The sequence below is a fragment of the Variovorax sp. Sphag1AA genome (genome assembly GCF_014192575.1).
Lineage (GTDB): Bacteria > Pseudomonadota > Gammaproteobacteria > Burkholderiales > Burkholderiaceae_C > Variovorax.
Window position 1 is genome coordinate 225,528 of the sequence record NZ_JACHYC010000005.1, and the last position, 23,550, is coordinate 249,077.

A 23,550-nucleotide genomic window follows, 5' to 3' on the forward strand; every position below is an offset into this window, starting at 1 on the left:
GTTCAGGAAATCTTGAAACGAGCCACCGACTGACGCAGCTCTTCGGCCATGTGCGAGAGCTCGCGGACCTGCTGCGCCGTGGTGCGCGTGCCTTCGCCGGTCTGTTCGGTCACGGCGAAGATGTGCTGGATGTTGGCCGCCACCACGTTGGCGGAATCGGCTTCGCGGGAAGCCGACATCGAGATCTGCTCGATGAGGTCAGCGAGGCGGCGCGACACGCGGTCGATCTCGGACAGCGCCGTGCCGGCGTTGTCGGACAGCATCGCGCCCTGCACCACACCCTGCGTCGAACGCTCCATGGCGCCCACCGCATCCTGCGTGTCGGTCTGAATCGCCTTCACGAGTGCCGCAATCTGACGCGTCGCGTCCGCGGAGCGCTCTGCCAGTCGCTGCACTTCTTCCGCCACCACCGAGAAGCCTCGGCCGGCTTCACCAGCGGATGCGGCCTGAATGGCGGCGTTGAGAGCCAGCACGTTCGTCTGTTCGGTAATGTCCGAGATCAGCTCCGTGATTTCACCGATCTCCTGCGACGATTCGCCCAGGCGCTTGATCCGCTTGGAGGTTTCCTGGATCTGGTCGCGGATGGCGTTCATACCGCCGATCGCGTTCTGCACAGCCTGAAGGCCGGAAGAAGCTGCTTGCAGAGACTGGCGCGCCACAGTCGCCGACTCTTGCGCTTGCGAGGACACACCGTTGATTCGCTCGGCCATCGTGAGCACCGACTGGCCGGTTTCGCGGATCTCGCGAAGCTGTTCCGTCGATGCGGCGAGCAGTTCGGTCGAAGTGCTTTCCACCTGCGACGTGGTGTGCGCGACGCGGGTCGCCGTGTTCTGCACGTTGCCCACCAGCAGGCGCAGTTCTTCCACCGTGTAGTTCACCGAGTCGGCAATGGCGCCGGTGATGTCCTCGGTCACGGTGGCTTCCTGTGTCAGATCGCCTTCGGCGACGGTCTGCAGTTCGTTCATCAGGCGCAAGATCGCGGCCTGGTTGGCGGCATTGACGCGCGCGGCGTCTTCGCTGGCGCGCTCGGCTTCGACACGCTCGCGTTCGGCGGATGCTGCACGCTCGCGACCTTCGCGGACTTGCACGAAACCGATCGCGCCGGCGAGCGCCAATGCAGCCAGCGACAGCACGAAGAGCATCACGACAGTGCCGGCGCCCAGGCCGGTGCGCGCCGAGAGTTTTTCCTGCAGGTCGCCCAGCGCATTCCGCAGGGGTTCGCTGTCCGCCAGGATCGCTGCCTGCGCTTCACGCGCGGCAACCAGACCTTGCAGGTTGCCCAGAATGGCGCTGGCCTGCGTGCGGGTCTGTTCGTACATCTTGAGGATGGCTTCGAGCTGCTGACGCGTCTGTGCGTCGCGGGTCCCAGGCAGGCGCTGCTGCGAGCTGCCGTCGAGCAGGCCGCGCGTGATTTCCTGGAACGAGTTCAGGTCCTTGCCGAGCAGGAACACAGCGTCGGGGCTCACGCCTTCGACCGTCAGGAATTCGTTGGCGGACTTGCCGATGCGCTGGGTCAGCATGACCAACTGGCCGGCCGCGGAAATTTCCGGCAGCGTCGCGTTCTGCTGCATCTTCAGCGAGGCGACGGTCTCGGTCATTTCGAGCAGATCGGACGACTGGCGGTTGATGTCGCGAAGCGCGTTGCCCACCTGCGTGAGGATCTTCTGCTGAGCCATGACCGCCTTGGCGCTCTTGTCCGCGCGCTCGACCAGCGGCGTGATCTTGCCAAGCTCGATGTCGTACTGGCTGCCGACACGCTCCAGCTTGAGCGAATCGTCACCGCTCGCCAGACCCTGCACACGGCGGCTCAAGTCTTCCGAGCTTTCCTTCACTTCCGTGAAGGCGCTCACGTTGCCGACCAAGGCCTGCGAGACCGATTTGGCGAGACGCTGCGACTGCATCAGCGACTGACCGGTGGCGGCCACCTGTTGCGCAAGACGTTCTGCACGCAAGATGGCAGAGCCAGCGACCAACATCAGCAACAGCACCACACCCGCCAACGCCAGCGCAAGAATCCGCTGCTGACGCGCCGGACTAGAACGCTGCGAGCGCCTGGAACGGGACTTCGAGGTGCTGCTTGCCGATGCGGCAGGGACTGCGTCTTCGATCTGGGGACCCGGGTCCTTCGACGCAGCGCCCGCGTCGCCACCCGGACTCGCGTCCGCCGCAGGCGTGGCCGATGACTTCGCGGTATCGCGCGGAATCGCCACTGTCGATTCATCCGGTGTCTGCACGGTTTCGATGTTATCCATCGACAGTGTGGCTGCGCTGTCGGCGCCCACGCTGACGTTGCCGCCGCTCACGGGCATGAACTTCTTGAACTTGTCAGCGATCGAGCTCACGGTCAGTCCTTCAGGTTGTAGTCGGTGCAGGGCCCAGCGCTCAGGCGCCGATGCTCAGAAAACGGGGTTGCTGGGAAAGCGCCTGGAGATTGATCTCCTGCCAACGCGCTCCCGCGGAATCGGTGTATGAATGGCCGAGCCATGCGGGCGCATCGGCGTCCGGCGCCTCGGAGGCCACGAAGGCATCCACACCGCGCAAACCGACCAATCGGTCGATCAGGAGGGCGCAGTTGGTTTCGAGCATCTCGTTGAGCGCAACGAGTCGGGACTGCGCATGCGCCGCCTCGCTGGTTGCCGGCGCAACTTGCGCGCCGGTCACGAAGCCCGCGAGCTGCACGACGCCGTACAGGCCACCACGAAGGTTGGCCACGCCGAGGAACCACGGCTCGGTGTAGGGCACCTGCTGCGGCGAAACCCAGGGGAAGATTTCGCCCGCGTGCCCGAGCGGGAACAAGTACTTGGCATCGCCAGCCTCGACCGCGAGCCACGACGCGGAAACACCCGACGTGCGCGCAGCCTGCAAGCGGCCGGCAAGCCGGGACTGGAATGCACGGAGAGCGTCTCGATTGGCCATGGGAATCGAAAACTGGCGGGAATCAGACCAGCGCGCTGATCTTGGCCATCAACTCTGCCGGATTGACCGGTTTCACGATGTAGTCCTTGGCACCTTGACGCATGCCCCAGACGCGATCGGTTTCCTGGTTCTTGCTGGTGCACAAAATGATTGGCACGGTCGCGTACTGCGGGTGACGGGCAATCGCACGCGTGAGCTGGAAGCCGTTCTGGCCGGGCATCACGACGTCCATCAGGATCAAGTCAGGCTGCTCTTCCTCGAGGCGGCGCATGGCGTCGTCCGCGTTCTCCGCGGTCTTCACCGAGAAGCCGTTCTTCTGGAGGAGGTCGGAGAGAAAAACCAGCTCGGTCTTCGAGTCGTCGACCACGAGCACTTTGCGAATGGGCATTTACTACGCTTCCTGAAGGGTGCCGAATTGCTGCACAGCGTTGAGCAACTGGTCTTTGGTGAAGGGTTTGGTGAGGTAGTCCTGCGAGCCGACCATGCGGCCGCGCGCCTTGTCGAAGACCCCGTCCTTGGACGAGAGCATGACAACGGGGACATTGGAGAAGTGCGAATTGCGCTTGATGATGGCGCAAGTCTGATAGCCGTCCAGGCGCGGCATCAGGATGTCGCAAAAAATCAGATGAGGCTTGTGGTCGTTGACCTTGGAGAGGGCATCGAAACCGTCTTCCGCGAGGAGAACCTCGTGACCGCCCTGCTTGAGGAAGATCTCGGCGCTGCGCCGAATGGTGTTGCTGTCGTCGATGACAAGCACCTTGTAGCCGGATCCATTCGCGCTCATTTGCACAGCTCCTTGTGACGCTTCTTGGATGGACCGCTGTGCTCGATCAGGAGCACAGGAAGCGCGGCCCTATGCCATGCTTCAGATCTCAACCATCTCGAAATCTTCCTTGCGTGCCCCACATTCCGGGCAGGTCCAGTTCATCGGAACATCTGCCCACGCCGTACCGGGCGCAATACCATCTTCTGGTACTCCGACCGACTCGTCGTAGATCCACCCGCAAATCAGGCACATCCAGGTTTTCGTATTCATCGCAGCTTAAAGTCCCTGTTCATCAAATGCAACGATCGTATCCAAACGTATCAATAAATCTCGTGATAAGCGTCTCAGATATGCCACCATGCCGGTGAGTTTTGTTTGGGTATGAAAACTTCCCTACTACCAGCAGAGCACGACCACAAAGTGAGCGATCTTACCGACCCCCAGAACGACGAAGACACTGCGGAAAACGACGCAAATCCACCCTGCGTGCTCGTCTTCAATGCGAACGATCCGAGCGGCGCGGGCGGCCTGGCCGCAGACGCGGTGGCAATGGCCTCCGTGGGGGCTCACATGCTACCCGTCGTCACAGGTGCCTACGCGCGTGACACAGCCGAAATCTTCGACTTCTTTGCGTTTGATGAAGAAGCGGTGTCGGAGCAGGCGCGATCGATCCTCGAAGACGTGGAAGTCCAGCTCATCAAGGTCGGTTTCGTCGGTTCGCCCGAGAACCTGAGCAACGTGGCCGAGACTGCGACCGACTATCCCGAAGTCCCGGTCGTGGCCTATATGCCCAATCTCTCCTGGTGGGACGAGACCCAGATCGATGCCTACCTCGACGCTTTTCGCGACCTCGTGTTGCCGCAAACCACCGTGCTGGTCGGAAACCACAGCACGCTGTGGCGCTGGCTTCTGCCCGACTGGAGCGGCGAGCGCCCGCCCACCGCGCGCGACATCGCCAAGGCGGCAAGTGAATTCGGCGTTCCTTACACGCTGGTCACCGGGATCGTGCTGCCGGAGCAATTCATCGACAACGTGCTGGCGTCACCCCAATCGGTGCTCGCCAGCGAAAAATACGAGCGCCTCGATGCCATCTTCGCAGGCGCAGGCGACACGCTCTCGGCCGCACTCGCTGCGCTGCTCGCGAGTGGCACCGATCTCGCGGCCGCCGCCACCGAGGCCTTGAGCTACATGGACCGCTGCCTGGACGCCGGCTTCCGGCCGGGCATGGGTCATGTGCTGCCCGACCGACTCTTCTGGGCTCAGCCCGAGGATGAAGACAACGGCGATGCGGGTTCGCAGCCAGACTTCGCCTTGCCTCCGCACGACACCCGACATTGATCAGTCGTGCGCCCGAGTCGCATGTCCTTCACGGTTCATGACAGATACTCGGCCGATGGCACACACTGATCAGAACGAAGTCCTTTTCGAGCGCGCCCGCGCTGTCATTCCCGGCGGTGTCAATTCGCCGGTGCGCGCTTTCCGGGCCGTCGGCGGCACGCCGCGATTCGTCAAGCGCGCGCAGGGCGCGTACTTCTGGGATGCGGCGGACAAGCGCTACATCGACTACATCGGTTCGTGGGGTCCGATGATCCTGGGCCACGGACATCCCGCGGTGGTCGAGGCGGTGCAGCGTGCCGTCATCGATGGCTTTTCGTTCGGCGCGCCGACAGAGCGCGAGATCGAACTCGCGGAAGCGATCCTCGCGCTCGTGCCTTCGATGGAAATGGTGCGACTCGTCAGCTCGGGTACCGAGGCCGCGATGAGCGCATTGCGCCTCGCGCGTGGCGCGACCGGCCGCAAGTACATCATCAAGTTCGAGGGCTGCTATCACGGCCACGCCGATGCGCTGCTGGTCAAGGCTGGCTCCGGCCTCGCGACCTTCGGCAACCCGACTTCCGCCGGTGTGCCGCCCGAGGTCGTGCAGCACACCCTGGTGCTCGAATACAACAACATCGCGCAACTCGAAGAAGCCTTCGCGCTGCACGGCCACGAGATCGCCTGCCTCGTGATCGAGGCGATCGCCGGCAACATGAATTTCGTGCGCGCCAGTGCGGAATTCGCCAAGCGATGCCGCGAGCTCTGCACCCAGAACGGCGCACTACTCGTGTTCGACGAAGTCATGACCGGCTTTCGCGTCGGCGCACGGGGCGCGCAAGGGGTTCTGGGCATCACGCCCGATCTCACGGTGCTGGGCAAGGTGATCGGCGGCGGCATGCCGCTGGCTGCATTCGGGGGGCCGCGCGCGATCATGGAGCAGCTCGCGCCCCTGGGTCCGGTCTATCAGGCCGGCACGTTGTCGGGCAACCCGGTGGCGACCGCGTGCGGACTCGCAACGCTCAAGGAAGTGTCCAAGCCCGGTTTCTACGACGCGCTTTCGAAAAAGACGCGCGCGCTCGTCGATGGCCTCAAGGCAGCGGCAGCCGCCGAAGGCGTGCCCTTCTGCGCAGACAGCGAAGGCGGCATGTTCGGCTTCTTCCTGCTTGATGCACTGCCGCAGAACTACACGGCAGTCATGAAGAGCGACGGCACGAAATTCAACACCCTCTTCCACGGCCTGCTGGACCGCGGCGTCTACATTGCGCCGGCGCTGTACGAGGCAGGCTTCGTCAGCGCGGCGCACAGCGATGAGGACATCGCCGCCACGATCGACGCAGCGCGCCAGATCTTCGCAACCCTCTGACCATCACCATGAAGTTGTTGCCGATGCTGGCAGGCGCCAGCCTGCTCCTGCCAGGCCTTGCCTTCGCGCAGGTCGCGGATATCAGTCAGGTCTGGATCAATCCGGGCTTCTATTCGCTGCACTTCGATCGCGACAAGGGCCTCGAGGATGCGAATCCCGGCATCGGCATCGAATGGCCGATCGACAAGACGTTTTCAGCCACGGCCGGCAGGTTCCGCAACAGCGACCGCGAGTACTCGAACTACATCGGCGTCTACGTGATGCCTTTCGAGTTTTACGGCGTGAAGCTCGGCGCCGTGGTGGGAGGCTTCAACGGCTATCCGAACTACAAGGATGGCGGCTGGTTCCCGGCGTTGATTCCCGTCGCCGCACTAGAGGGCACGCACTGGGGCCTGAACGTGGCGATCATCCCCAGTTACAAGGATCGCCTTTACGGGGCGATCAGCTTCCAGCTCAAGTACCGTTTTTCCGACGGCCGCAGCAACTAGCCTGTACGGCCGGTTGCCGCCGTGGATCAGTGGCGGAAATGGCGAACGCCGGAGAGCACCATGACGACGCCGCGCTCATCCGCTGCGTCGATGACTTCCTGGTCGCGCATCGAGCCACCGGGCTGAATCACCGAAGTGGCGCCCGCATCGACCACCACATCGAGACCATCACGGAACGGGAAGAACGCGTCGCTCGCGACTGCAGTGCCTGACAACGTCAGCCCCGCGTGCTGCGCCTTGATGCTGGCGATCCGCGCGGAATCGAGACGGCTCATCTGGCCCGCGCCGACACCCATCGTCATGCCGTCGGCGCAGAACACGATCGCGTTGCTCTTGACGTACTTCGCGACCTTCCAGGCGAACAGCAAATCCTGAAGCTGCTGCGGCGTCGGCTGCTTCTTGCTCACGACCTTGAGCTCATCGACCGACAGCTCGCGGTTGTCGGCGGTCTGCATCAGGAGGCCCGAACCGATGCGTTTCACGTCGACCGCATTGCGGCCGTTCTCCCAGTCGGTCTTGCCGCCCGGCGGCAGGGCGATCTCGAGGATGCGCACATTGACCTTGCTCTTGAACACTTCAAGCGCATCGGCCGAATAGCCAGGCGCCATCAGCACTTCGACGAACTGCTTGCTCACTGCTTCAGCGGCAGCGCGGTCCATCGGGCGGTTGAAGGCAATGATGCCGCCGAAAGCCGAAGTCGGGTCGGTCTTGAAGGCCTTGCTGTAGGCCTCCAGTGCATCCTTGCCCACGGCGACGCCGCACGGGTTGGCGTGTTTCACGATCACACAGGCCGGTGTATCGAAGCTCTTGACGCATTCCCATGCCGCATCGGCATCGGCGATGTTGTTGTAGCTGAGCTCCTTGCCCTGGAGCTGCTTCGCGGTCACCAGCGAACCCGGCGCCGGATACAGGTCGCGGTAGAACGCGGCCTGCTGGTGCGGGTTCTCGCCGTAGCGCAGGTCCTGCAGCTTCACGAAGCGGCCGTTGCTCTGGCCAGGGAACAACGTGTGCGAGCCGTCTTCCTGGATGCGCGAGAGGTAGTCGCTGATCGCACCGTCGTACTGGCTGATGCGGTTGAACGCCGCGACCGAGAAGGCGAACTTCGTCTTGTCGCTCAGCTTGCCGCTCGCCTTCAGTTCAGCCAACGCCACCGGATATTGAGAAGCGTCGGTGAGAACGCCGACGTCCTTCCAGTTCTTGGCCGCGCTGCGAACCATCGCGGGTCCGCCGATATCGATGTTCTCGATGGCGTCTTCGAGCGTGCAGCCCGGCTTGGCCACTGTCGCTTCGAACGGATAGAGGTTGACCACCAGCAAGTCAATGGTGTCGATGGCGTGCTCCTTGAGCGCCGCCATGTGTGCGGGCACGTCGCGACGCGCGAGCAGGCCGCCGTGCACCTTGGGGTGCAGCGTCTTCACGCGGCCGTCGAGCATTTCGGGAAAACCCGTGACTTCGGCCACTTCGGTCACCGGCAGACCGGCATCGGCGAGCAGCTTGGCAGTGCCGCCGGTGGAAAGGAGCTTGATGCCCAGCGCATGCAGCGCCTGGGCAAATTCGAGGATGCCGGTCTTGTCGGAGACGGAAATCAGTGCGTTCATCAGGAGTTACTTCAGCAGTTTGTGTTCGACCAGCTTCTTGCGCAGCGTGTTGCGGTTCAGGCCGAGCCATTGCGCGGCCTTGGATTGGTTGCCTTCGGCGCGTGTCATCACGACATCGAGCAACGGTTTTTCGACGACGCGGACGAGCATGTCGTACATGCCGTCCGGTTCAGTCCCTCTCAAATCACGGAAATAGCTATCCAGGCTGCTGCGTACGCAGTCTTCGATGTGTTTCTTGCTCATGGCTTTCTCTTCTTCTCCTCGTTCTGCTCTTCTTACGCCAGTGCATCGGCTTGTTGTTCGTCCACCGGATCGGGTGAGCCCTCGGCTGCGGCAGGAATGCGGTCCATCTGTCCGGCAAGCTCGTCGAAGAACGCCGCGACCGCATGCCATTGCGCATCGCAATCCTCGATCGCGTTCATCGCCGAGCGGAACGCCTCGCCACCGGGTAGCGCGCGCACATACCAACCGATGTGCTTTCGCGCAGTTCGCACGCCGCTGTATTCGCCGTAGAGGGCGTAGTGCTCCTTCAGGTGATCGAGCATGAGACGACGCACTTCGGCCACCAACGGCGGGGCCAGATGCGTACCCGTGTCGAGGAAATGCGCGATCTCGCGGAAGATCCATGGCCGGCCCTGTGCAGCACGGCCGACCATGATGGCGTCCGCGCCAGTCAGCGCCAGGACGTCGCGCGCTTTCTCTGGTGATGTGATGTCGCCATTGGCGACAACCGGAATCCTGACCGCGGCCTTGACCGCCGCGATCGTGTCGTATTCGGCATGACCCTTGTAGCCCTGCTCGCGCGTGCGTCCGTGCACGGTGAGCATCTGGACGCCGGCCGCTTCGAAGCGCCGCGCCAGCGTGACGGCATTGCGATGGTCTTCGCTCCAGCCGGTACGCATCTTGAGCGTGACCGGAACGTTGTGCGGCGCAGCGGACTTGACGACCGCTTCCACGATCTCGAGCGCGAGCGGTTCGTCGCGCATCAATGCAGAGCCGGCCCACTTGTTGCAGACCTTCTTGGCCGGGCAGCCCATGTTGATGTCGATGATCTGCGCGCCGCGATCGATGTTGTATTGCGCGGCCTCCGACATCATCTCGGCGTCGGTGCCTGCGATCTGCACCGAAATGGGGCCGGGCTCGCCGTCGTGATTGGCGCGTCGCGATGTCTTGAGGCTGTTCCAGAGCTCCTTGCGCGAAGTGACCATCTCGCTCACCGCATAACCCGCACCGAGCTCTCGGCACAACATGCGAAACGGCCGGTCCGTGACACCCGCCATGGGCGCGACGAACAGGCCGTTTTCCAGCGCGATGTTGCCGATGTGCAAAGTCATGAAAGGAGAGTGGCGCTCGCGCCGGGCTGCTGAAAAATGAGGCACGATTGTAGCGGGGTGGGCATGCGTCGGCTGCAACGATTTGCACTCATTGCGCATCCTGATGCCAAGTCCGCGACAGTCGGTATCCATACTTGCACCTACGCGCCATTGCATGAGCGCCTTTCTATACTCCGGCGCTCATGCAAGCCTGGCTCGAATCACTTCTCGGCGTTCTCGCACTGCCACAGTACGGCCTCAGCACGCTCTTCATGGCCGCATTCGTGTCGGCAACGCTGATCCCGGTGGGCTCCGAGCCTGCGCTGTTCGGACTGCTCAAGCTCAATCCCGAATTGTTCTGGCCGGCGGTGTTCGTCGCTACCGCAGGCAACACACTGGGCGGCGCGGTCACCTGGTGGATGGGCTACGGCGCTCACCAGGTCGCGGACAAGTACTCGCATTCCAAGACGCACCTGCGCGCGCTCACCTGGCTGGAACGGCTCGGCCCCAAGGCGTGTCTCTTGAGTTGGCTGCCGATCGTCGGCGACCCGCTGTGCGCGGTGGCCGGATGGCTCAAGCTGTCCTTTTGGCCGTGCGTCGTCTACATGGCGATCGGCAAGTTCCTGCGCTACGTCACGATGACCGTGGCGCTGCTCTATATCTGGCCGAACTGAAGCAGCCGCCGCTCAGCTCAAAAGGCCATAAGGGCCGCCGCGTTCAAGCCCGCGCTGATACGCGGGACGCGCGTGGATGCGTTCGAGATAGGCCATCAATTTGGGCCGTGATGCGTCGAGCCCGCCACGCGCCGCAGCGGCTTCGACCGGGAAGCTCATCTGAATGTCCGCGCCGGTGAACGAATCACCCGCGAACCACAGGCTCTTGCCCAACTCGGCTTCGATGTAGTCCAGGTGCGCCCGGATGTTCGGCATGACGAAGCTGGTCTTGGCCTTCTGCGCGATCGACTTCGCAATCGGCTTCGCGAAGAACGGCATGCGCGCCTTCTCGATCCGATCGAACACCAGCTTGAGCAGCAGCGGCGACATCGCGGATCCTTCCGCGAAGTGCAGCCAGTAGCGGTAGCGGATCGCTTCAGGCGTGCCGGCAGGCGGAATGAGCCGACCCTGGCCGTAGCGCTCGATCAGCGTCTCGACGATCGCGCCCGACTCGGCCAGCGTCACACCATCCTCCGTGGTCACCACCGGCGACTTTCCCAGCGGATGCACCGCGCGCAACGAAGTTGGCGCAAGCATCGTCTTCGGGTCGCGCTGATAACGCACGATCTCGTAAGGCACGCCCAACTCCTCGAGGAGCCACAGGACGCGCTGCGAGCGCGAGTTGTCGAGATGGTGGACGGTGATCATCAGTGCGCGTTTCGCAAGCAGGAAGCGTGCTCAGGAGCTGAAGAGGAAGTTCATCACGTCGCCATCCTTGACGACGTACTCCTTGCCTTCCGCGCGCATCTTGCCCGCATCCTTGGCACCCTGCTCGCCCTTGTAGGCGATGTAGTCGCTGAAGCTGATGGTCTGGGCGCGGATGTAGCCCTTCTCGAAATCGGTGTGGATCACGCCGGCCGCCTGCGGGCCGGTGTCGCCGATGTGGATGGTCCATGCGCGCACTTCCTTCACGCCGGCGGTGAAGTAGGTCTGCAGGCCCAGCAGCGAATAGGCTGCGCGGATGAGGCGATTCAGGCCCGGCTCTTCCTGGCCGATCTCGGCGAGGAACATCTTGCGATCCTCGTCGTCCATGTCGGCCAGTTCGGCTTCGATCTTGGCGCAGATCGCCACGACCGGCGCGTCTTGCGCTGCAGCGTATTCGCGCAGGCGATCGAGGAAGGGGTTGTTCTCGAAGCCGTCCTCGGCCACGTTGCCGACGAACATCGCGGGCTTGGCGGTGATGAGCGAGAACTGCTTGATCAGCGGCCGGTCTTCCTTGCTGAATTCGACGGAGCGCACCGGCTTGTTGTCGTTGAGCGCGGCCTGGCACTTCTCGAGCAGGCCAACGAGCTTGATGGCTTCCTTGTCGCCAGAGCGCGCGGTCTTGGTGTGACGAGCGAGCGCCTTCTCGACGGTCGACAGGTCGGCGAGGCACAGCTCGGTCTGGATGACTTCGATGTCCGAGATCGGATCGACCTTGCCAGCCACGTGGATCACGTTGTCGTCCTCGAAGCAGCGCACCACGTTCACGATCGCGTCGGTCTCGCGGATATGCGCAAGGAACTGGTTGCCGAGGCCTTCACCCTGGCTCGCGCCGGCCACCAGGCCCGCGATGTCGACGAACTCGACGATGGCCGGAACGATCCGCTCCGGATTGACGATCTCAGCCAGCTGCTGGAGGCGCGGATCCGGCACTTCGACCACGCCGACGTTCGGCTCGATCGTGCAGAAGGGGTAGTTCTCGGCCGCGATGCCAGCCTTGGTCAAGGCATTGAAAAGGGTGGACTTGCCGACGTTGGGCAAGCCGACGATGCCGCACTGGAGGCTCATGGCGGATGCTTTCAGAAATCTTTGGGGGAACCCGGGATTTTAGGCGCCCGGTCTCCGGGCCGCCCGATTCACTCGAAGCGCAGGTTGGCGCCCACGCGCTGGCCGACGCGCAAAGCATGATCCACGCCCGCGAGCACGATCGCGTTCATCCCGAAGGTGATCGCGCCATCGACGCGCGGATCGGCACGATAGGTGCGCAGCGTGTCGCCCACCTCAGGACTGCTTGTTGCGGTCGCGGGATCGATGTCGGGAATCGGGCAGCGCGCACAAGGCTTGACCGGCTTCAGGCTGGCCTCGCCCTCCTCCGTCACGATGTGGAGCGTGTCGACACGGTCCTCGTCGTGCGCCTCGATGCCAGCGAGAACCACGTTGGGGCGGAATCGCTCGATGCCCACCGCGTCGTGGCCGCCCGCCGCCAGGCGCGCATTGAGCTCGACCATCGATCCTTCGCTGGCGACGAGCACCGGGAAGCCATCCGCGAACTGATTGAGGGCTTCCACGCCGTCGGTCCATTTGAGGCTCGACAAGCGCCGCTCCTCAGGATCGAAGCGCACCATGCGCAGCTTTCTCGACTTGCCGGGCTCAGAGAGAAAGTCGCTGAACCACTGCGCTGCCAGATCGCCCATGTCGTAGGCGGACACCTCGTCCTTCCAGACGCGCACGCGCGCCGGCGCCTCGACGCGGTCGAAGGCGATGTGCAGGGCCAGCATGCCCGGCGCGCGAAGCACCATTTCGGAATGCTTGAGTTGCGGACGGATGAGCGCCATGCGCGGCAGTTCGCGCTGGGAGACGAATTCGCCTGTCTCGTCGACCACCATCCATGCGCGATCGAACTCGAGACCGGTCTCGATCAGCAGCGCCTCCGACACCTCGACGCCGGAGCACGATTTGACGGGGTAGACGAAAAGGCGGGCGATCGTGGCCTGCAGGTCGAATTCGGAGGTTTTCACGGGAACGCGCATCCAAATATTCAGAAGCGGCGATTCTCCCGCATGCCACCGGCCACCGGAGGGCCTCCTACAATGCCGCGATGGCTCTCCCCCCCGAGGTTTGCATTCGCGGCGCCGGTATCGTCGGACGCACCCTGGCCCTGCTGCTGGCGCGCGAACGCGTGCGCGTGGCACTCGTGGCGCCTGAGACGAAACCCGCCGCGGAGGACGTTCGCGCCTACGCGCTCAATGCCGCCTCCAAGTCCCTGCTTGAATCGCTGCGAGCCTGGCCCGACAGCGCACACGCCTCGCCCGTGCGCGAAATGCTCGTCTACGGAGACGAAGGCGGCCGCGTCCAGTTCAGCGCCGCTCGCCAGAAAGTCGAAGCGTTGGCATGGATCGTCGACGTGCCCGCGCTCGAACGGCAACTGAGCGACGCAGTGCGCTTCCAGCCCCGCATCGAAGTGGTAGACGCGCCGGTCGCGGCGCCGCTCACGGTCATCTGCGAGGGACGCCTGAGCGCCACCCGCGAAGCGCTCGGCGTCGGCCATGACGTCGCGCGTTATCCCCAGCATGCAATCGCCGCGCGGCTCGAAGCCGAGCGTCCGCACGACGGCACCGCACGGCAATGGTTCAACGACAAGGGCGAAGTGCTGGCGCTGCTGCCGCTCGCGGATGCGAACCGCCCCGCCGACGCCCATGCGCTCGACCGCTCGCTCGCACTCGTGTGGTCGGTCGACCAGCTCCGCGCGCCAGAACTGCTCGCACAGGGCGTCGAAGAGTTCTGTGCCGGCCTGCGCGAAGCCACGCATGACGCGCTCGGCGCCCTCAAGCTGACCAGCGAACGGGCGGCCTGGCCGCTGCAGCGGGCCATTGCCGAGCGCTGGACAGGCCGCTTCGAAAACGGTGCGGCATGGGCGCTCGCCGGCGATGCCGCTCATACCGTGCATCCCCTCGCCGGCCAGGGACTGAATCTGGGCCTCGGCGACGCTGCAGCGCTCGCGGAAGTCATCAAGTCGCGCGACTACTGGCGCAGCGTCGGCGATCCACGCCTCCTGCGCCGCTATGAGCGTGCACGCCGCACCGGCGTGCTGTCGATGAGCCTCGCCACCGACGGGCTTCAGCAACTCTTCGCGCACAGCGCCGACCCTTTGCCGGCGCTGCGCAACTGGGGCATGCGCGGCTTCGACCGCACACGGCTCGTCAAGAACTGGATCGCTCGGCAGGCCATGGGCCTGCAATGAATGCCGGGAACACCATCATGAAGAAACTCGCACGCACTCTCCTCGCCTCGCTCGCCGCGCTCACCCTGGGCCATGCCTTGACCGCGTCGGCCGGCGAAGCCGAGATCCGCAAGAACCTGGCGGCGCGCATCCCGCAGTTCGCCAAGATCGACGAGATCACCAAGTCGCCGCTCCCGGGCCTGTATGAAGTGCGCATCAACGGCTTCGAGATCTTCTATACCGATGAGCAGGGCAACTACCTGCTGCAGGGCAACCTGATCGACGTGAAGGCACGGCGCAACCTCACCGAGGAACGCATCGAGAAGCTCAGCGAAGTGGCATTCGACAAGCTGCCCTCCAAGGACGCCATCAAGATCGTCCGCGGCAATGGCAAGCGGCAACTCGCCGTGTTCGCGGATCCCAACTGCGGCTACTGCAAGCAGTTCGAGCGCGACATGACGAAGGTCGACAACGTGACCATCCAGCTCTTCCTGTATCCGGTGCTGGGTCCTGACTCGGTGGTCAAGGCGCGCAACATCTGGTGCGCCAAGGACAAGGCAAAGGCATGGAACGACTGGATGCAGCGCGGCGTGGTGCCTGAAACCGGCGCCGAATGCGACACCGTCGCGCTGACCCGCAATCGCGAATTCGGCCAGAAACACAACATCACCGGCACGCCGACGCTGATCTTCAGCGACGGCACGCGCGCGCCGGGTGCGATTCCCGCGGCACAGGTCGAGAAACAACTCGCCGCGCTCAATTGATGGCCGCGCCGGCCATCCACTTCCGCGTCGAGTGCGCGGACCGCAGGGCGCACCTCTTCGGCATCACGCTGTCGATCAACGAACCTGCTGCACTGCAGCGGGTCTCGTTGCCGGTCTGGATTCCGGGCAGCTACCTGGTGCGCGAGTTCTCCAAGAATCTGCAGAACCTGCGCGCAACCCAGGGCCGCCGCAAGCTCGCCGCGCGCCAGATCGACAAGTGCACCTGGGAATTCGAATGCTCGCCCGGCAAGCCGCTGGAGCTCCGCTACGAGGTGTGCGCCTACGACAACTCGGTGCGCACCGCATGGCTCGACGAGGACCGCGGCTTCTTCAACGGCACCAGCCTTTGCCTGCGCGTCGAAGGCCAGGCCGACGTGCCGCATCACATCGAGATCGTCGCGCCCGCCACGCCGAAAGATGGGCCGCGCTGGTCCTGCGCCACTGCACTGAAGGCGACGCACGCCGACCGCCACGGCTTCGGCAAATACGCCGCCTCCGGCTACGACGAACTGGCGGACAGCCCGGTCGAGATGGGCAACTTCTGGAGCGGTGAATTCGAAGCCTGCGGCGTGCCGCACCGCTTCGTTGTCGCCGGTGCACCGGCCTCCTTCGACGGTGCCCGCCTTCTGGCCGACACCCGCACCATCTGCGAGACGCAGATGCGCTTCTGGCATGGCGACAAGGTCGGCAAGCGCCATGGCCCCAAGCCGCCGCACGACCGCTACGTGTTCATGCTCAATGCGGTGGACGACGGCTACGGCGGCCTCGAACATCGCCATTCGACGGCGCTCATCTGCACACGCCGTGATCTGCCGCAGCTCGAAGCCCGCAAGCAGCCGGAGGGCTACACCACGCTGCTGGGCCTGATCAGCCACGAGTACTTCCACACCTGGAACGTGAAGCGCCTGCGGCCAGCCGACTTCTCGCGCTACGACTACGGCCAGGAGAACTACACGCGCCTGCTCTGGCTGTTCGAAGGGTTCACGAGCTACTACGACGACCTGCTGCTGCGCCGTGCGGGACTCGTCGATGACAGCACCTATCTCAGGCTCCTCAACAAGACGGCCAACCAGGTGCTGCAGACGCCAGGCCGGTTCGTGCAGTCCGTGGCCGAGGCCAGCTTCGACGCCTGGGTCAAGTACTACCGGCAGGACGAGCAGACGCCGAACACTACGGTCAGCTACTACACCAAGGGTGCGCTGGTCGCGCTGTGTTTCGACCTCACGCTGCGCGCCGAGGGCAAGGGCACGCTCGACCAGGTCATGCGCCTCCTCTGGAACCGGAGCGAGGGTGGCCCGATCGACGAGGCCGATTTCGCCGCTGCGCTCGAGACGGCAGGCGGGCGATCGTTCTCGAAGGAGATCGCGCGCTGGGTTCACTCGACGGACGAGTTGCCTCTGTCCGACCTGCTCCGCGCCCATGGCGTCGCCACGCTGGACGATCCGGCGCAGCGCGCCCAGGAACTGGGGCTGCGCGTGGCCGAATCGAACGGCTCCGTCCAGATCAAGGCCGTGCTTCGCAACGGCGCGGCTGAACAGGCGGGGTTCTCGGCCAACGATGAATGGATCGGCATCGAAATGCCGGCTGCCAAGGGACGTCAGGCGCAAGGTTGGCGGATCACGCGGCTCGACGATCTCGCGCTCTATCTCGGTCCGCTGAAAAAATTCACGGCGCTGGTCGCGCGCGATCGGCGGTTGTTGCGGCTGCCGCTCACCTTGCCGACCGACGTGACGACGTGGCGGCTCTTCGCGCAGGACGCCGCGAAGCTCGCGCAGTGGCTGACCCGGCCCTAGCGCACCACCGGCCCCGATTCAGATCTGTTTTCAAGGACAAAGGAGATACGCATGAGCTACGAGAACATCGAAGTACGGGTCGAAGCCGAAAAGGTCGGCATCATCACGCTCCATCGCCCCAAGGCGCTCAATGCGCTGAACGACGCGCTGATGACCGAACTCGGCCAGGCGCTGAAGGCCTTCGACGCCGATGAAGCCATCGGCTGCATCATCGTCACCGGCAGCGAAAAGGCGTTTGCCGCCGGTGCCGACATCGCGGCGATGGCCAAGTACACCTTCCTCGATGCGTACAAGGGCGACTTCATCACCCGCAACTGGGAAACCATCCGTTCGATCCGCAAGCCGGTGATCGCCGCGGTCGCGGGCTTCGCGCTCGGCGGCGGTTGCGAGTTGGCGATGATGTGCGACTTCATCATCGCGGCCGACAACGCGAAGTTCGGCCAGCCTGAGATCAAGATCGGCGTGATCCCCGGTGCCGGCGGCACGCAGCGCCTGCCGCGCGCGGTCGGCAAATCGAAGGCGATGGACATGGTCCTGACCGCCCGCATGATGGATGCCGCCGAAGCCGAGCGTGCCGGGCTAGTGAGCCGCATCGTGCCGCTGGACAAACTCATGGAAGAGACACTGGCCGCCGCGCTCGTGATCTCGGGCTACTCGCAGCTTTCGGTGATGGCGGCCAAGGAGTCGGTCAACCGCGCCTTCGAGAGCGGCCTGTCGGATGGCGTGATGTTCGAGCGGCGCCTGTTCCACTCACTCTTCGCTACCGCCGACCAGAAGGAAGGCATGGACGCCTTCCTGAGCAAGCGGGCGCCGAACTTCAAGCACGAATAAGTCGGCTCAGGGGCTGCGCGGGGGCTCGCCCGCCGATTCACTGGGCTGTTCGCCAGGCGGCTCCATCGGCGGTTCGCTCGGGGCAGCCTTCGGTTGCTGCACCGCATGACCGAGTGCATCGCGCAGCGCAGAGATCGCGCCCGCAGACGGCACGCCCGTGGCCGCCGGCACGTGGCCCTCGCGCCACCGTATCTGCGAGCCTGAGACTTCGAGAACCGCCAGCACTTCGGGGCCGCGCTCCAGCGTCACGCGCCATTCCGGCGTGCCCTTGAACGGCTGCGGCCCGACCGCGGAAAGCGCTGCCGAGTTCAGCAGCGGGCTGACATCGCCCGCCTCGGCACGCGCAAGGCTCCGACTTTCGCCACCGCGCTTCGAGATCGTCATGCGATTCCACTTTCCAAGCGCATCGAAGGTGGGCAGCTCGATCTCAGCCGTGGGAGCCGGCGACGGTGCCTCAGCAACGGCCGGCGGCTGCTTGACGGATGCCGTCGCCTCGCGCTGCTGTTGCGGTGCTGCAGGAGGCAATGGTGGCGAAGTCGGCTGCGGGGTCTTCTGAGCCTTCTGCGGAGATGGCGGTGGCACGGCCTGAGCAGGCGCCGATGGGGTCGCAGGCGCCATTGCGGCAGTCTTCTTGGGAGGCGGCACCGGTTCCCGGTTGGGCGCGGATTGCGGTTCGGCTTCAGGTGCCGGCTCGGGCAGTTTGGGCGGTGTGAAGAAGCTCGGTGGCAGCAGCGGGACCGACGAGGGATCGGTCGGCGGCGGCCGGGATGCCGCGGGCGCCGGAGTCAACTCTTCGATCCTGGTCGAATTCGCGGCCACTGCCGTCTTGTCATCGATCGACGGCGCGGACGGGAGAGCGGGCTCGCGGCGCCAGAGCATGACCGCCACGAAGGCGACCATCGCCACAGCAACCGCCGCAGGCCAGCGCCGTCTCGGCCTCTCGCGGACGCCGCGCCCCTCGCCGAGGCGATGCCACCACGATTGCGCAGCGCGTTCGAGATCGGCTTCGGCGTCTTCCGGATCGGGTTCGCCGATCGCGGCGTGTGCTTGCTTCAGGATCTCCTTGCGCACCCGCCAGTCGGGCGCCACGCTCCGATCCGGCGCGTGTTCCAGGGCCCGCCATAGGCGGGGGTCGTGCAGGTCGCCGGTATCGTCGGGGCTCATGCGTGGCGCTCCAGCACCGTCAGATAGCGCTCCATGCAGTCCTGCAATCGATCGAGGCCACGCCGGAGGCGGTCGCTGGCGGTTTCGATGTCGACGCCGAGCGCACGGGCCAGCACCTCGACCGTGAAGCCTTCTTCGTGATGAAGCAGGAAGGCAGCGCGCTGGTCATCGGGGAGTTCGTCGAGGCAGGCCTGCAGCCGGCGCCCCGCGGCACGCCAGAAAGCCAGTTCGTCCGCGGAAGGATGCGCATCGGGAGAGCCACTTCGAAGCGCGCCGAGGCCGAAGATGCGTGCGGCATCGAGGCCGTCGCCATCCTCATCGTGCGCGTAGAACACCGCCTGCCGGCCGCTCAGGCGGAGCTGCTCGATGGAAATCTCGTACGCGATCGTAAACGCCCAGACGCGCCACGAAGCATCCTCCGGCGAAAAGGTGTCGCGGGTCTCGACGATTCGCGACCAGGTCTGCTGGAACACCTCGCCGACCTCGGCAGCAAGACGCACGCCGAGAAGCCGGCGCACGAACCGGAAAAGCTCGCTTTCATAGCGCGTGTACAGAAGGTCGAAGGCGGACGCATCGCCGCCCGCATAGCCCAGCATGAGCTGGTCGTCGGGCAGTTCGTCGAGTCGTTCCGGGATGGCGGCAGTCGCAGACATCGTTCGATTTTTACCGCAGGTCGCGCGGCTCGCGATGCAGGCCGGTTTCCCGCCGGAGAGCCCAAAGTTCGTAAAAGTTGCGGCCGGGAGCGAGAACCAGGTCTTCCGAACGGCTATAATCGCGGGCTCGGCTCTTTAGCTCAGTCGGTTAGAGCGATGGAATCATAATCCACAGGTCCGCGGTTCGAGTCCGTGAAGAGCCACCAACACTAGTTTCGCGAGGATTCGCGAACTTCAAAAAGCCCTAGGTGAATCAAGCACTTAGGGCTTTTTTCTTTCCGACTTCTTTCGCATGGATTCGGGTACTTCCGGCCGATTGTGCAGCAACTGTCGCAGTAACCCCTTGCGGGCACATGGCAACATCAGGAAGTTACTGCATCCACCCCCGTGGCTCGGCGGCATGGCCAGGCCGTCAGACCTCGGAATCTTTAGAGATCGGCCCGCTGTAGACCCTCAGAAATCCCTCGCCCTTGAGCACGTTGCGATAGCAGTTCACCGCGACGTTTAGAGCCTCCCGGGCGACCGCCGCCCCGGCCGCGACGATAGTGCCGTCGTCCAGAACGATTGCCAAGCGCGCAGGCTTGCCGTCGACGACGACGCGCAGGCCCTCGTGAGAAACAGCGGTGATCACTACGCCATCGATGGCGCCGGTTGGCTGGGCTCCGATCATGCGAGGTCGCGAATAGGCGCGGCCGGCAGCCTGGCGATGATCTCGATCATGTCTCGCCCACGCTGGTGCCGGACCGCCAAACTCGCCCAACCCTGCGTTCTCGCCTGCGACTCCGTGTCCGATGGGTCGAGCAACGAGTGAGCGATTCGGCAGATGACGCGAATCAAAGTCGTCGGGTCCTTCATCGTATTTATGGACTCGATCAACACGCGCTCAAGCTCGGCCAGCGGCACAAACGCGATGTGGGTGACATCGATCGCTCGAGTGACTTGGGTCACCTGCTCGGGCGACAGCCCGGGGAATTGAATGATGTTGCTCAGTTTGCCACTCCTTTGGCCGTCGCCAATTCGCGCAAAAGGGCCTCAAGATTCCCTGCACCCTCCGAATCGGTTCGAACTGTGCGCTGCGCCAATCCCGGGATGTTAATCGTCACATGCTGGGCCGCCGCAGCCATCGAAGACGGCGCGCTCAGGCGCTGAATGGCTTCCTTGAACTGGGCGTTGAGGTTCTGCCACTCGCGAGCGGACTGGATACCCTCGGTACTGAGGGCCCCGTGCTGCATGGCATAGCCGTTCACCTGGTTCTGCTGATCCAGCGATCTGCTGACCGCGATCAGGCTCTCAAGATCGGCTGCCGATAGCGCGCCCGCCTTCAACTTGTCGCGCAGTTGAAACTGGAGGCTCGCGTCTACGGCGTTTTGACCACCGAGCCGCTTCTCACGATCCGCCTGCGCCGCTGCAGCGCTGGCAGCAAGTTCCGCAGCTCGAGCCGCATTGTGATCGACGATAAAAACGTTCTGGTCGGAGTACCCGTCCCGACGATTTTGCTCGGCTTGATTGAAGCCTTGGTCGCGACCACGGTTGGGCCCGCCGCCGCCGCGACTGCCAGGCAAAGAACCGGGGCCAGGCGTCTGCAACGATTGGGTATAGCGTCCGGCAGCAGCAGCCGCCGCATCGTAGCCGCCGACTAGCCCCTTGAGCGCGGCTGACGTTCGCACGAGTTCCAATGTGGCCTTGCCGGCGGCATCAACTTGAACGGCATAGCCCTTGACCGCCGCTTCACCCTCCACCCAGGAAGGAACGACGCCCTCGTTCGCATCGATCGCCGCTTGGGCCGCCTTCGCCCATGCTGCCGCAATGGCATCCGCTGTCGCTTGGCCGCTGTCTCGAATAGTCTCAAAATCCTGTCGCGCCACCTCCGCAGCAACTCGCAGGGCTTCTTTGGTCTGAATCCCCATGCGGGCGAAAGCAGCTTCGATGGCCTTGGCCTGCTCCTGCTGCTTCTGCGTGTTCTTCTCCGCAGCAGTGGCGGCCGCATCCGTAGCCTGTCGCAGTTGCACCAGCACCTCGGCCGCACGCTGCACGTTACCGGTGGCGATCTCCTTCTGGTACTCGGCGCGCAAAGTGGCGACGCTGGCGCGAGCGGCATCCGCTGCCTCTGCCTGCTTGCTGGCGGCGGCACCAGTCTTCGCGCTTGCGGCGGCCGCGGCATCGCCAGCCCGGGCCAGCTCGACCGCCACAGTCGTCATCACGGAACTGGTGCCGACGGCCGTCTTTGCCGCGTCGTCCGTCGCGCTGGCCAAGCCAGCAAAACCCTCTTGGGCAAGCCGAGCTGCATCCGCAGCCGCATCGAACGCCTCGCCGGCCTTCTTGCCGAGCGCGTTGGCGGCAGCCGCCGTACCGCCCGCCGAAAGGCGGATCTCCTCGGCGGCGGACTTGAACGCAGCCGACACACCCCCAAAGGAAATCTTGGACAGCCACTCCATCAAGGTCCCAAGACCCGACTGGATGTTCGCCGCAACCTCGGCCCACGCCTGGCCCAGCTTGTAGATGATGGACAGCACGACGTTGGTGCCAGCAGCCATGACGCCATAGGCCGTCTTCACTACGTTGCCGGCGTTGGTCACCCATTGGCCGATGCGATCGAATGTTTGCTGCGCCTCCGAGGCGAACGCATTCATGCGCGCAACGAGGTCGCCCCAGTTGACGCTCGCAGCGAAGTTGCGCGCCCAGGTGATCGCACTCTGGAAGCCGGTGGCCAGCGCTTGGCCGAACCGGCCGACCGTGCCGTCCGCGATCGCAGCCTTGAGCGAGCCCGTGAGTTGCTCCACGCCCTTTTGCAGGACCGGGAGGATCGGCGTGGCCAGCGCATTCTTCAGCGTGTCCCACGACGAGCCGAGCGCCTGCAGGGATCCGTTGAGGTTCGCCTGCATGATCTGCGCAGTCTCAGCCGCACTCCCCTTTGCGTCCTGCAGCGCCTTGGTGAGTTCGTCTAGCTTGCCGACGCCCTGATTCAGCAACGCCCGCAGCGCCGGGCCGGCCTCCTGCCCTACCGCCGCAATTGCGCGCTCACCAATGGGCCCCGCCTTCGCAAGCTGGTGCAGCGCTGCCTCGAAGTTCGTGGTCGTGATCCCAGCCGCAGCAAGTTCCACGCGAAACTTGCTCGCCGGGTCGCTGAACTGCGCAAGGATGCTGTTCAGCGCGGTACCGGCACGGCTCGCGTCAATGCCGGCATCGGCGAACTTGCCGATGATCGCAACCGTCGACTCGAGGCTGATGCCCAAGGTGTTCGCCAGAGGTGCCGCGTAGCTCAAGGCCTGCGCCAAGCCTGCAACACTGGTGTTCGTCGCATTCGCGCCCTTGGCCAGCACGTCGGCCACGCGGCCCGCGTCCGTGAACGCCAGGCCCATGCCGTTGATGGCCTTGGTGACGAACTCGGCTGATGTCGCGAGATCCACGTCGCCAGCCTGCGCCAGTTGCAGCACCGCAGGCAGTGCGGTCATAGCGTCTTTGGCGCTCAGACCGGCCTTGGCGAGGTTTTCCAGCGCGCCGGCCGCTTCGACCGCAGTGAACTTCGTGCTCGAGCCGGCAGCCTCAGCCGTGGCGCGCAGCTGCTGCATCTCCTGCGAGCTGGCGTTGGTTGCGGCCTGGACGCGGCTCAGGCCGCTTTCAAGATCCGCCGCGCCCTTGACCACGCCGGCGAACGCTTGGATGCCGAAGTAGCCCAGGATCGCCGCACCTACGGCCGCGACTTTGTTCTGGAGCTTGTCGAACACCGCAGACGCATCGTCCTTGGCGTTGATCAGGATCTGGATCGGCTTGATAGCCATTTGGAGCACCCCCGGGGATAAGGTGCGCAACCGTAAAGCCCAAACTCCCGCTGAAGGAGAAATGAAGGGCGCCCCCTGATTGCGCGCGGGCCGGTAAAGCCCGCGGGGTGACGGCCATGCGTGCCCCGAGGCGGGGCAATCAGACCAAGCGGGCTATGGCTATCTTCTCG

Annotated in this window: 24 protein-coding genes and 1 tRNA gene; 9 read left to right on the top strand and 16 right to left on the bottom strand. The window is 64.4% G+C overall.

What is annotated here, in order from left to right; translation table 11 throughout:
- Positions 1-2: 2 nt before the first annotated feature.
- The 5 genes from FHW64_RS20550 to FHW64_RS20570 all read right to left on the bottom strand — a co-directional run bounded on the left by FHW64_RS20550 (position 3) and on the right by FHW64_RS20570 (position 3,952).
- On the bottom strand, positions 3-2,342 hold the full coding sequence (locus FHW64_RS20550) for a methyl-accepting chemotaxis protein (protein WP_184529635.1): 2,340 nt from the start codon (positions 2,340-2,342) through the stop codon (positions 3-5).
- Positions 2,343-2,382: 40 nt separating this feature from the next.
- Positions 2,383-2,916: a chemotaxis protein CheW gene (locus FHW64_RS20555; protein ID WP_184529637.1), complete on the bottom strand. Its 534-nt coding sequence runs from the start codon at positions 2,914-2,916 to the stop codon at positions 2,383-2,385.
- A 22-nt stretch (positions 2,917-2,938) separates the two neighbouring features.
- Entirely contained in the window at positions 2,939-3,304 is a 366-nt protein-coding gene (locus FHW64_RS20560; RefSeq protein ID WP_184529638.1) for a response regulator transcription factor, read from the bottom strand.
- Between the two features lie 3 nt (positions 3,305-3,307).
- Positions 3,308-3,700: a PleD family two-component system response regulator gene (locus tag FHW64_RS20565; RefSeq protein ID WP_088955234.1), complete on the bottom strand. Its 393-nt coding sequence runs from the start codon at positions 3,698-3,700 to the stop codon at positions 3,308-3,310.
- An 81-nt stretch (positions 3,701-3,781) separates the two neighbouring features.
- Positions 3,782-3,952 (bottom strand): rubredoxin, encoded by a 171-nt coding sequence (locus FHW64_RS20570; RefSeq protein WP_088955233.1) that lies wholly within the window; start codon positions 3,950-3,952, stop codon positions 3,782-3,784.
- A 111-nt stretch (positions 3,953-4,063) separates the two neighbouring features.
- On the opposite strand from FHW64_RS20570, the gene FHW64_RS20575 reads away from it, so the two are divergent.
- Genes FHW64_RS20575 through FHW64_RS20585 form a run of 3 tightly spaced genes read left to right on the top strand, consistent with a single transcriptional unit; the run spans position 4,064 to position 6,850 of the window.
- Positions 4,064-5,020 carry a bifunctional hydroxymethylpyrimidine kinase/phosphomethylpyrimidine kinase gene (locus FHW64_RS20575; RefSeq protein ID WP_184529640.1) on the top strand — a complete coding sequence of 319 codons (957 nt, stop codon included), beginning with the start codon at positions 4,064-4,066 and terminating at the stop codon, positions 5,018-5,020.
- Between the two features lie 55 nt (positions 5,021-5,075).
- A complete protein-coding gene (gene hemL / locus FHW64_RS20580; RefSeq protein ID WP_184529642.1) occupies positions 5,076-6,362 on the top strand; it encodes a glutamate-1-semialdehyde 2,1-aminomutase in 1,287 nt (428 codons plus the stop codon).
- An 8-nt stretch (positions 6,363-6,370) separates the two neighbouring features.
- A complete protein-coding gene (locus FHW64_RS20585) occupies positions 6,371-6,850 on the top strand; it encodes a hypothetical protein (RefSeq protein ID WP_184529644.1) in 480 nt (159 codons plus the stop codon).
- A gap of 26 nt (positions 6,851-6,876) precedes the next feature.
- Here the strand turns inward: FHW64_RS20585 and purH are convergent, their stop codons facing one another.
- From purH to dusB, 3 genes are read right to left on the bottom strand one after another with little or no spacing between them, the layout of a single operon-like run.
- Positions 6,877-8,448 (bottom strand): bifunctional phosphoribosylaminoimidazolecarboxamide formyltransferase/IMP cyclohydrolase, encoded by a 1,572-nt coding sequence (gene purH, locus FHW64_RS20590; protein WP_184529646.1) that lies wholly within the window; start codon positions 8,446-8,448, stop codon positions 6,877-6,879.
- Between the two features lie 6 nt (positions 8,449-8,454).
- On the bottom strand, positions 8,455-8,691 hold the full coding sequence (locus FHW64_RS20595) for a Fis family transcriptional regulator (RefSeq protein WP_068683508.1): 237 nt from the start codon (positions 8,689-8,691) through the stop codon (positions 8,455-8,457).
- A gap of 32 nt (positions 8,692-8,723) precedes the next feature.
- The gene (dusB, locus tag FHW64_RS20600) at positions 8,724-9,782 is read right to left on the bottom strand and encodes a tRNA dihydrouridine synthase DusB (RefSeq protein WP_184529648.1); all 1,059 of its coding nucleotides are present in this window, start codon (positions 9,780-9,782) and stop codon (positions 8,724-8,726) included.
- Between the two features lie 182 nt (positions 9,783-9,964).
- Between dusB and FHW64_RS20605 the strand changes: the two genes are divergently transcribed.
- Complete coding sequence (locus tag FHW64_RS20605; protein ID WP_184529650.1) at positions 9,965-10,435, top strand: YqaA family protein; 471 nt, start codon at positions 9,965-9,967, stop codon at positions 10,433-10,435.
- Between the two features lie 12 nt (positions 10,436-10,447).
- On the opposite strand, the gene FHW64_RS20610 is transcribed toward FHW64_RS20605, so the two are convergent.
- The 3 genes from FHW64_RS20610 to FHW64_RS20620 all read right to left on the bottom strand — a co-directional run bounded on the left by FHW64_RS20610 (position 10,448) and on the right by FHW64_RS20620 (position 13,194).
- Entirely contained in the window at positions 10,448-11,122 is a 675-nt protein-coding gene (locus FHW64_RS20610; RefSeq protein ID WP_184529652.1) for a glutathione S-transferase, read from the bottom strand.
- A 30-nt stretch (positions 11,123-11,152) separates the two neighbouring features.
- A complete protein-coding gene (ychF, locus tag FHW64_RS20615) occupies positions 11,153-12,244 on the bottom strand; it encodes a redox-regulated ATPase YchF (RefSeq protein ID WP_184529654.1) in 1,092 nt (363 codons plus the stop codon).
- Positions 12,245-12,312: 68 nt separating this feature from the next.
- Positions 12,313-13,194 carry an MOSC N-terminal beta barrel domain-containing protein gene (locus tag FHW64_RS20620; RefSeq protein WP_311733341.1) on the bottom strand — a complete coding sequence of 294 codons (882 nt, stop codon included), beginning with the start codon at positions 13,192-13,194 and terminating at the stop codon, positions 12,313-12,315.
- 80 nt (positions 13,195-13,274) lie between these two features.
- Between FHW64_RS20620 and FHW64_RS20625 the strand changes: the two genes are divergently transcribed.
- Genes FHW64_RS20625 through FHW64_RS20640 form a run of 4 tightly spaced genes read left to right on the top strand, consistent with a single transcriptional unit; the run spans position 13,275 to position 17,784 of the window.
- Entirely contained in the window at positions 13,275-14,417 is a 1,143-nt protein-coding gene (locus FHW64_RS20625; RefSeq protein ID WP_184529658.1) for an FAD-dependent monooxygenase, read from the top strand.
- 17 nt (positions 14,418-14,434) lie between these two features.
- Positions 14,435-15,160 (top strand): DsbC family protein, encoded by a 726-nt coding sequence (locus FHW64_RS20630; RefSeq protein ID WP_184529660.1) that lies wholly within the window; start codon positions 14,435-14,437, stop codon positions 15,158-15,160.
- The gene (locus FHW64_RS20635; RefSeq protein ID WP_184529662.1) at positions 15,160-16,953 is read left to right on the top strand and encodes a M61 family metallopeptidase; all 1,794 of its coding nucleotides are present in this window, start codon (positions 15,160-15,162) and stop codon (positions 16,951-16,953) included. Before FHW64_RS20630 ends, FHW64_RS20635 begins: the two co-directional genes overlap by 1 nt.
- A gap of 51 nt (positions 16,954-17,004) precedes the next feature.
- Positions 17,005-17,784: an enoyl-CoA hydratase gene (locus FHW64_RS20640; protein ID WP_184529664.1), complete on the top strand. Its 780-nt coding sequence runs from the start codon at positions 17,005-17,007 to the stop codon at positions 17,782-17,784.
- 6 nt (positions 17,785-17,790) lie between these two features.
- On the opposite strand, the gene FHW64_RS20645 is transcribed toward FHW64_RS20640, so the two are convergent.
- Positions 17,791-18,948, bottom strand: a complete 1,158-nt coding sequence (locus FHW64_RS20645; protein ID WP_184529666.1) for a hypothetical protein — start codon at positions 18,946-18,948, stop codon at positions 17,791-17,793.
- Complete coding sequence (locus tag FHW64_RS20650; protein ID WP_184529668.1) at positions 18,945-19,601, bottom strand: sigma-70 family RNA polymerase sigma factor; 657 nt, start codon at positions 19,599-19,601, stop codon at positions 18,945-18,947. Before FHW64_RS20650 ends, FHW64_RS20645 begins: the two co-directional genes overlap by 4 nt.
- A 129-nt stretch (positions 19,602-19,730) precedes the next feature.
- On the opposite strand from FHW64_RS20650, the gene FHW64_RS20655 reads away from it, so the two are divergent.
- Positions 19,731-19,807, top strand: a tRNA-Met gene (locus FHW64_RS20655).
- Between the two features lie 206 nt (positions 19,808-20,013).
- On the opposite strand, the gene FHW64_RS20660 is transcribed toward FHW64_RS20655, so the two are convergent.
- Genes FHW64_RS20660 through FHW64_RS20670 form a run of 3 tightly spaced genes read right to left on the bottom strand, consistent with a single transcriptional unit; the run spans position 20,014 to position 23,380 of the window.
- On the bottom strand, positions 20,014-20,271 hold the full coding sequence (locus tag FHW64_RS20660; protein WP_184529670.1) for a hypothetical protein: 258 nt from the start codon (positions 20,269-20,271) through the stop codon (positions 20,014-20,016).
- Positions 20,268-20,549: a hypothetical protein gene (locus FHW64_RS20665; RefSeq protein WP_184529672.1), complete on the bottom strand. Its 282-nt coding sequence runs from the start codon at positions 20,547-20,549 to the stop codon at positions 20,268-20,270. Before FHW64_RS20665 ends, FHW64_RS20660 begins: the two co-directional genes overlap by 4 nt.
- 38 nt (positions 20,550-20,587) lie before the next feature.
- Positions 20,588-23,380 carry a phage tail tape measure protein gene (locus FHW64_RS20670; RefSeq protein WP_184529674.1) on the bottom strand — a complete coding sequence of 931 codons (2,793 nt, stop codon included), beginning with the start codon at positions 23,378-23,380 and terminating at the stop codon, positions 20,588-20,590.
- Between the last annotated feature and the right edge of the window lie 170 nt (positions 23,381-23,550).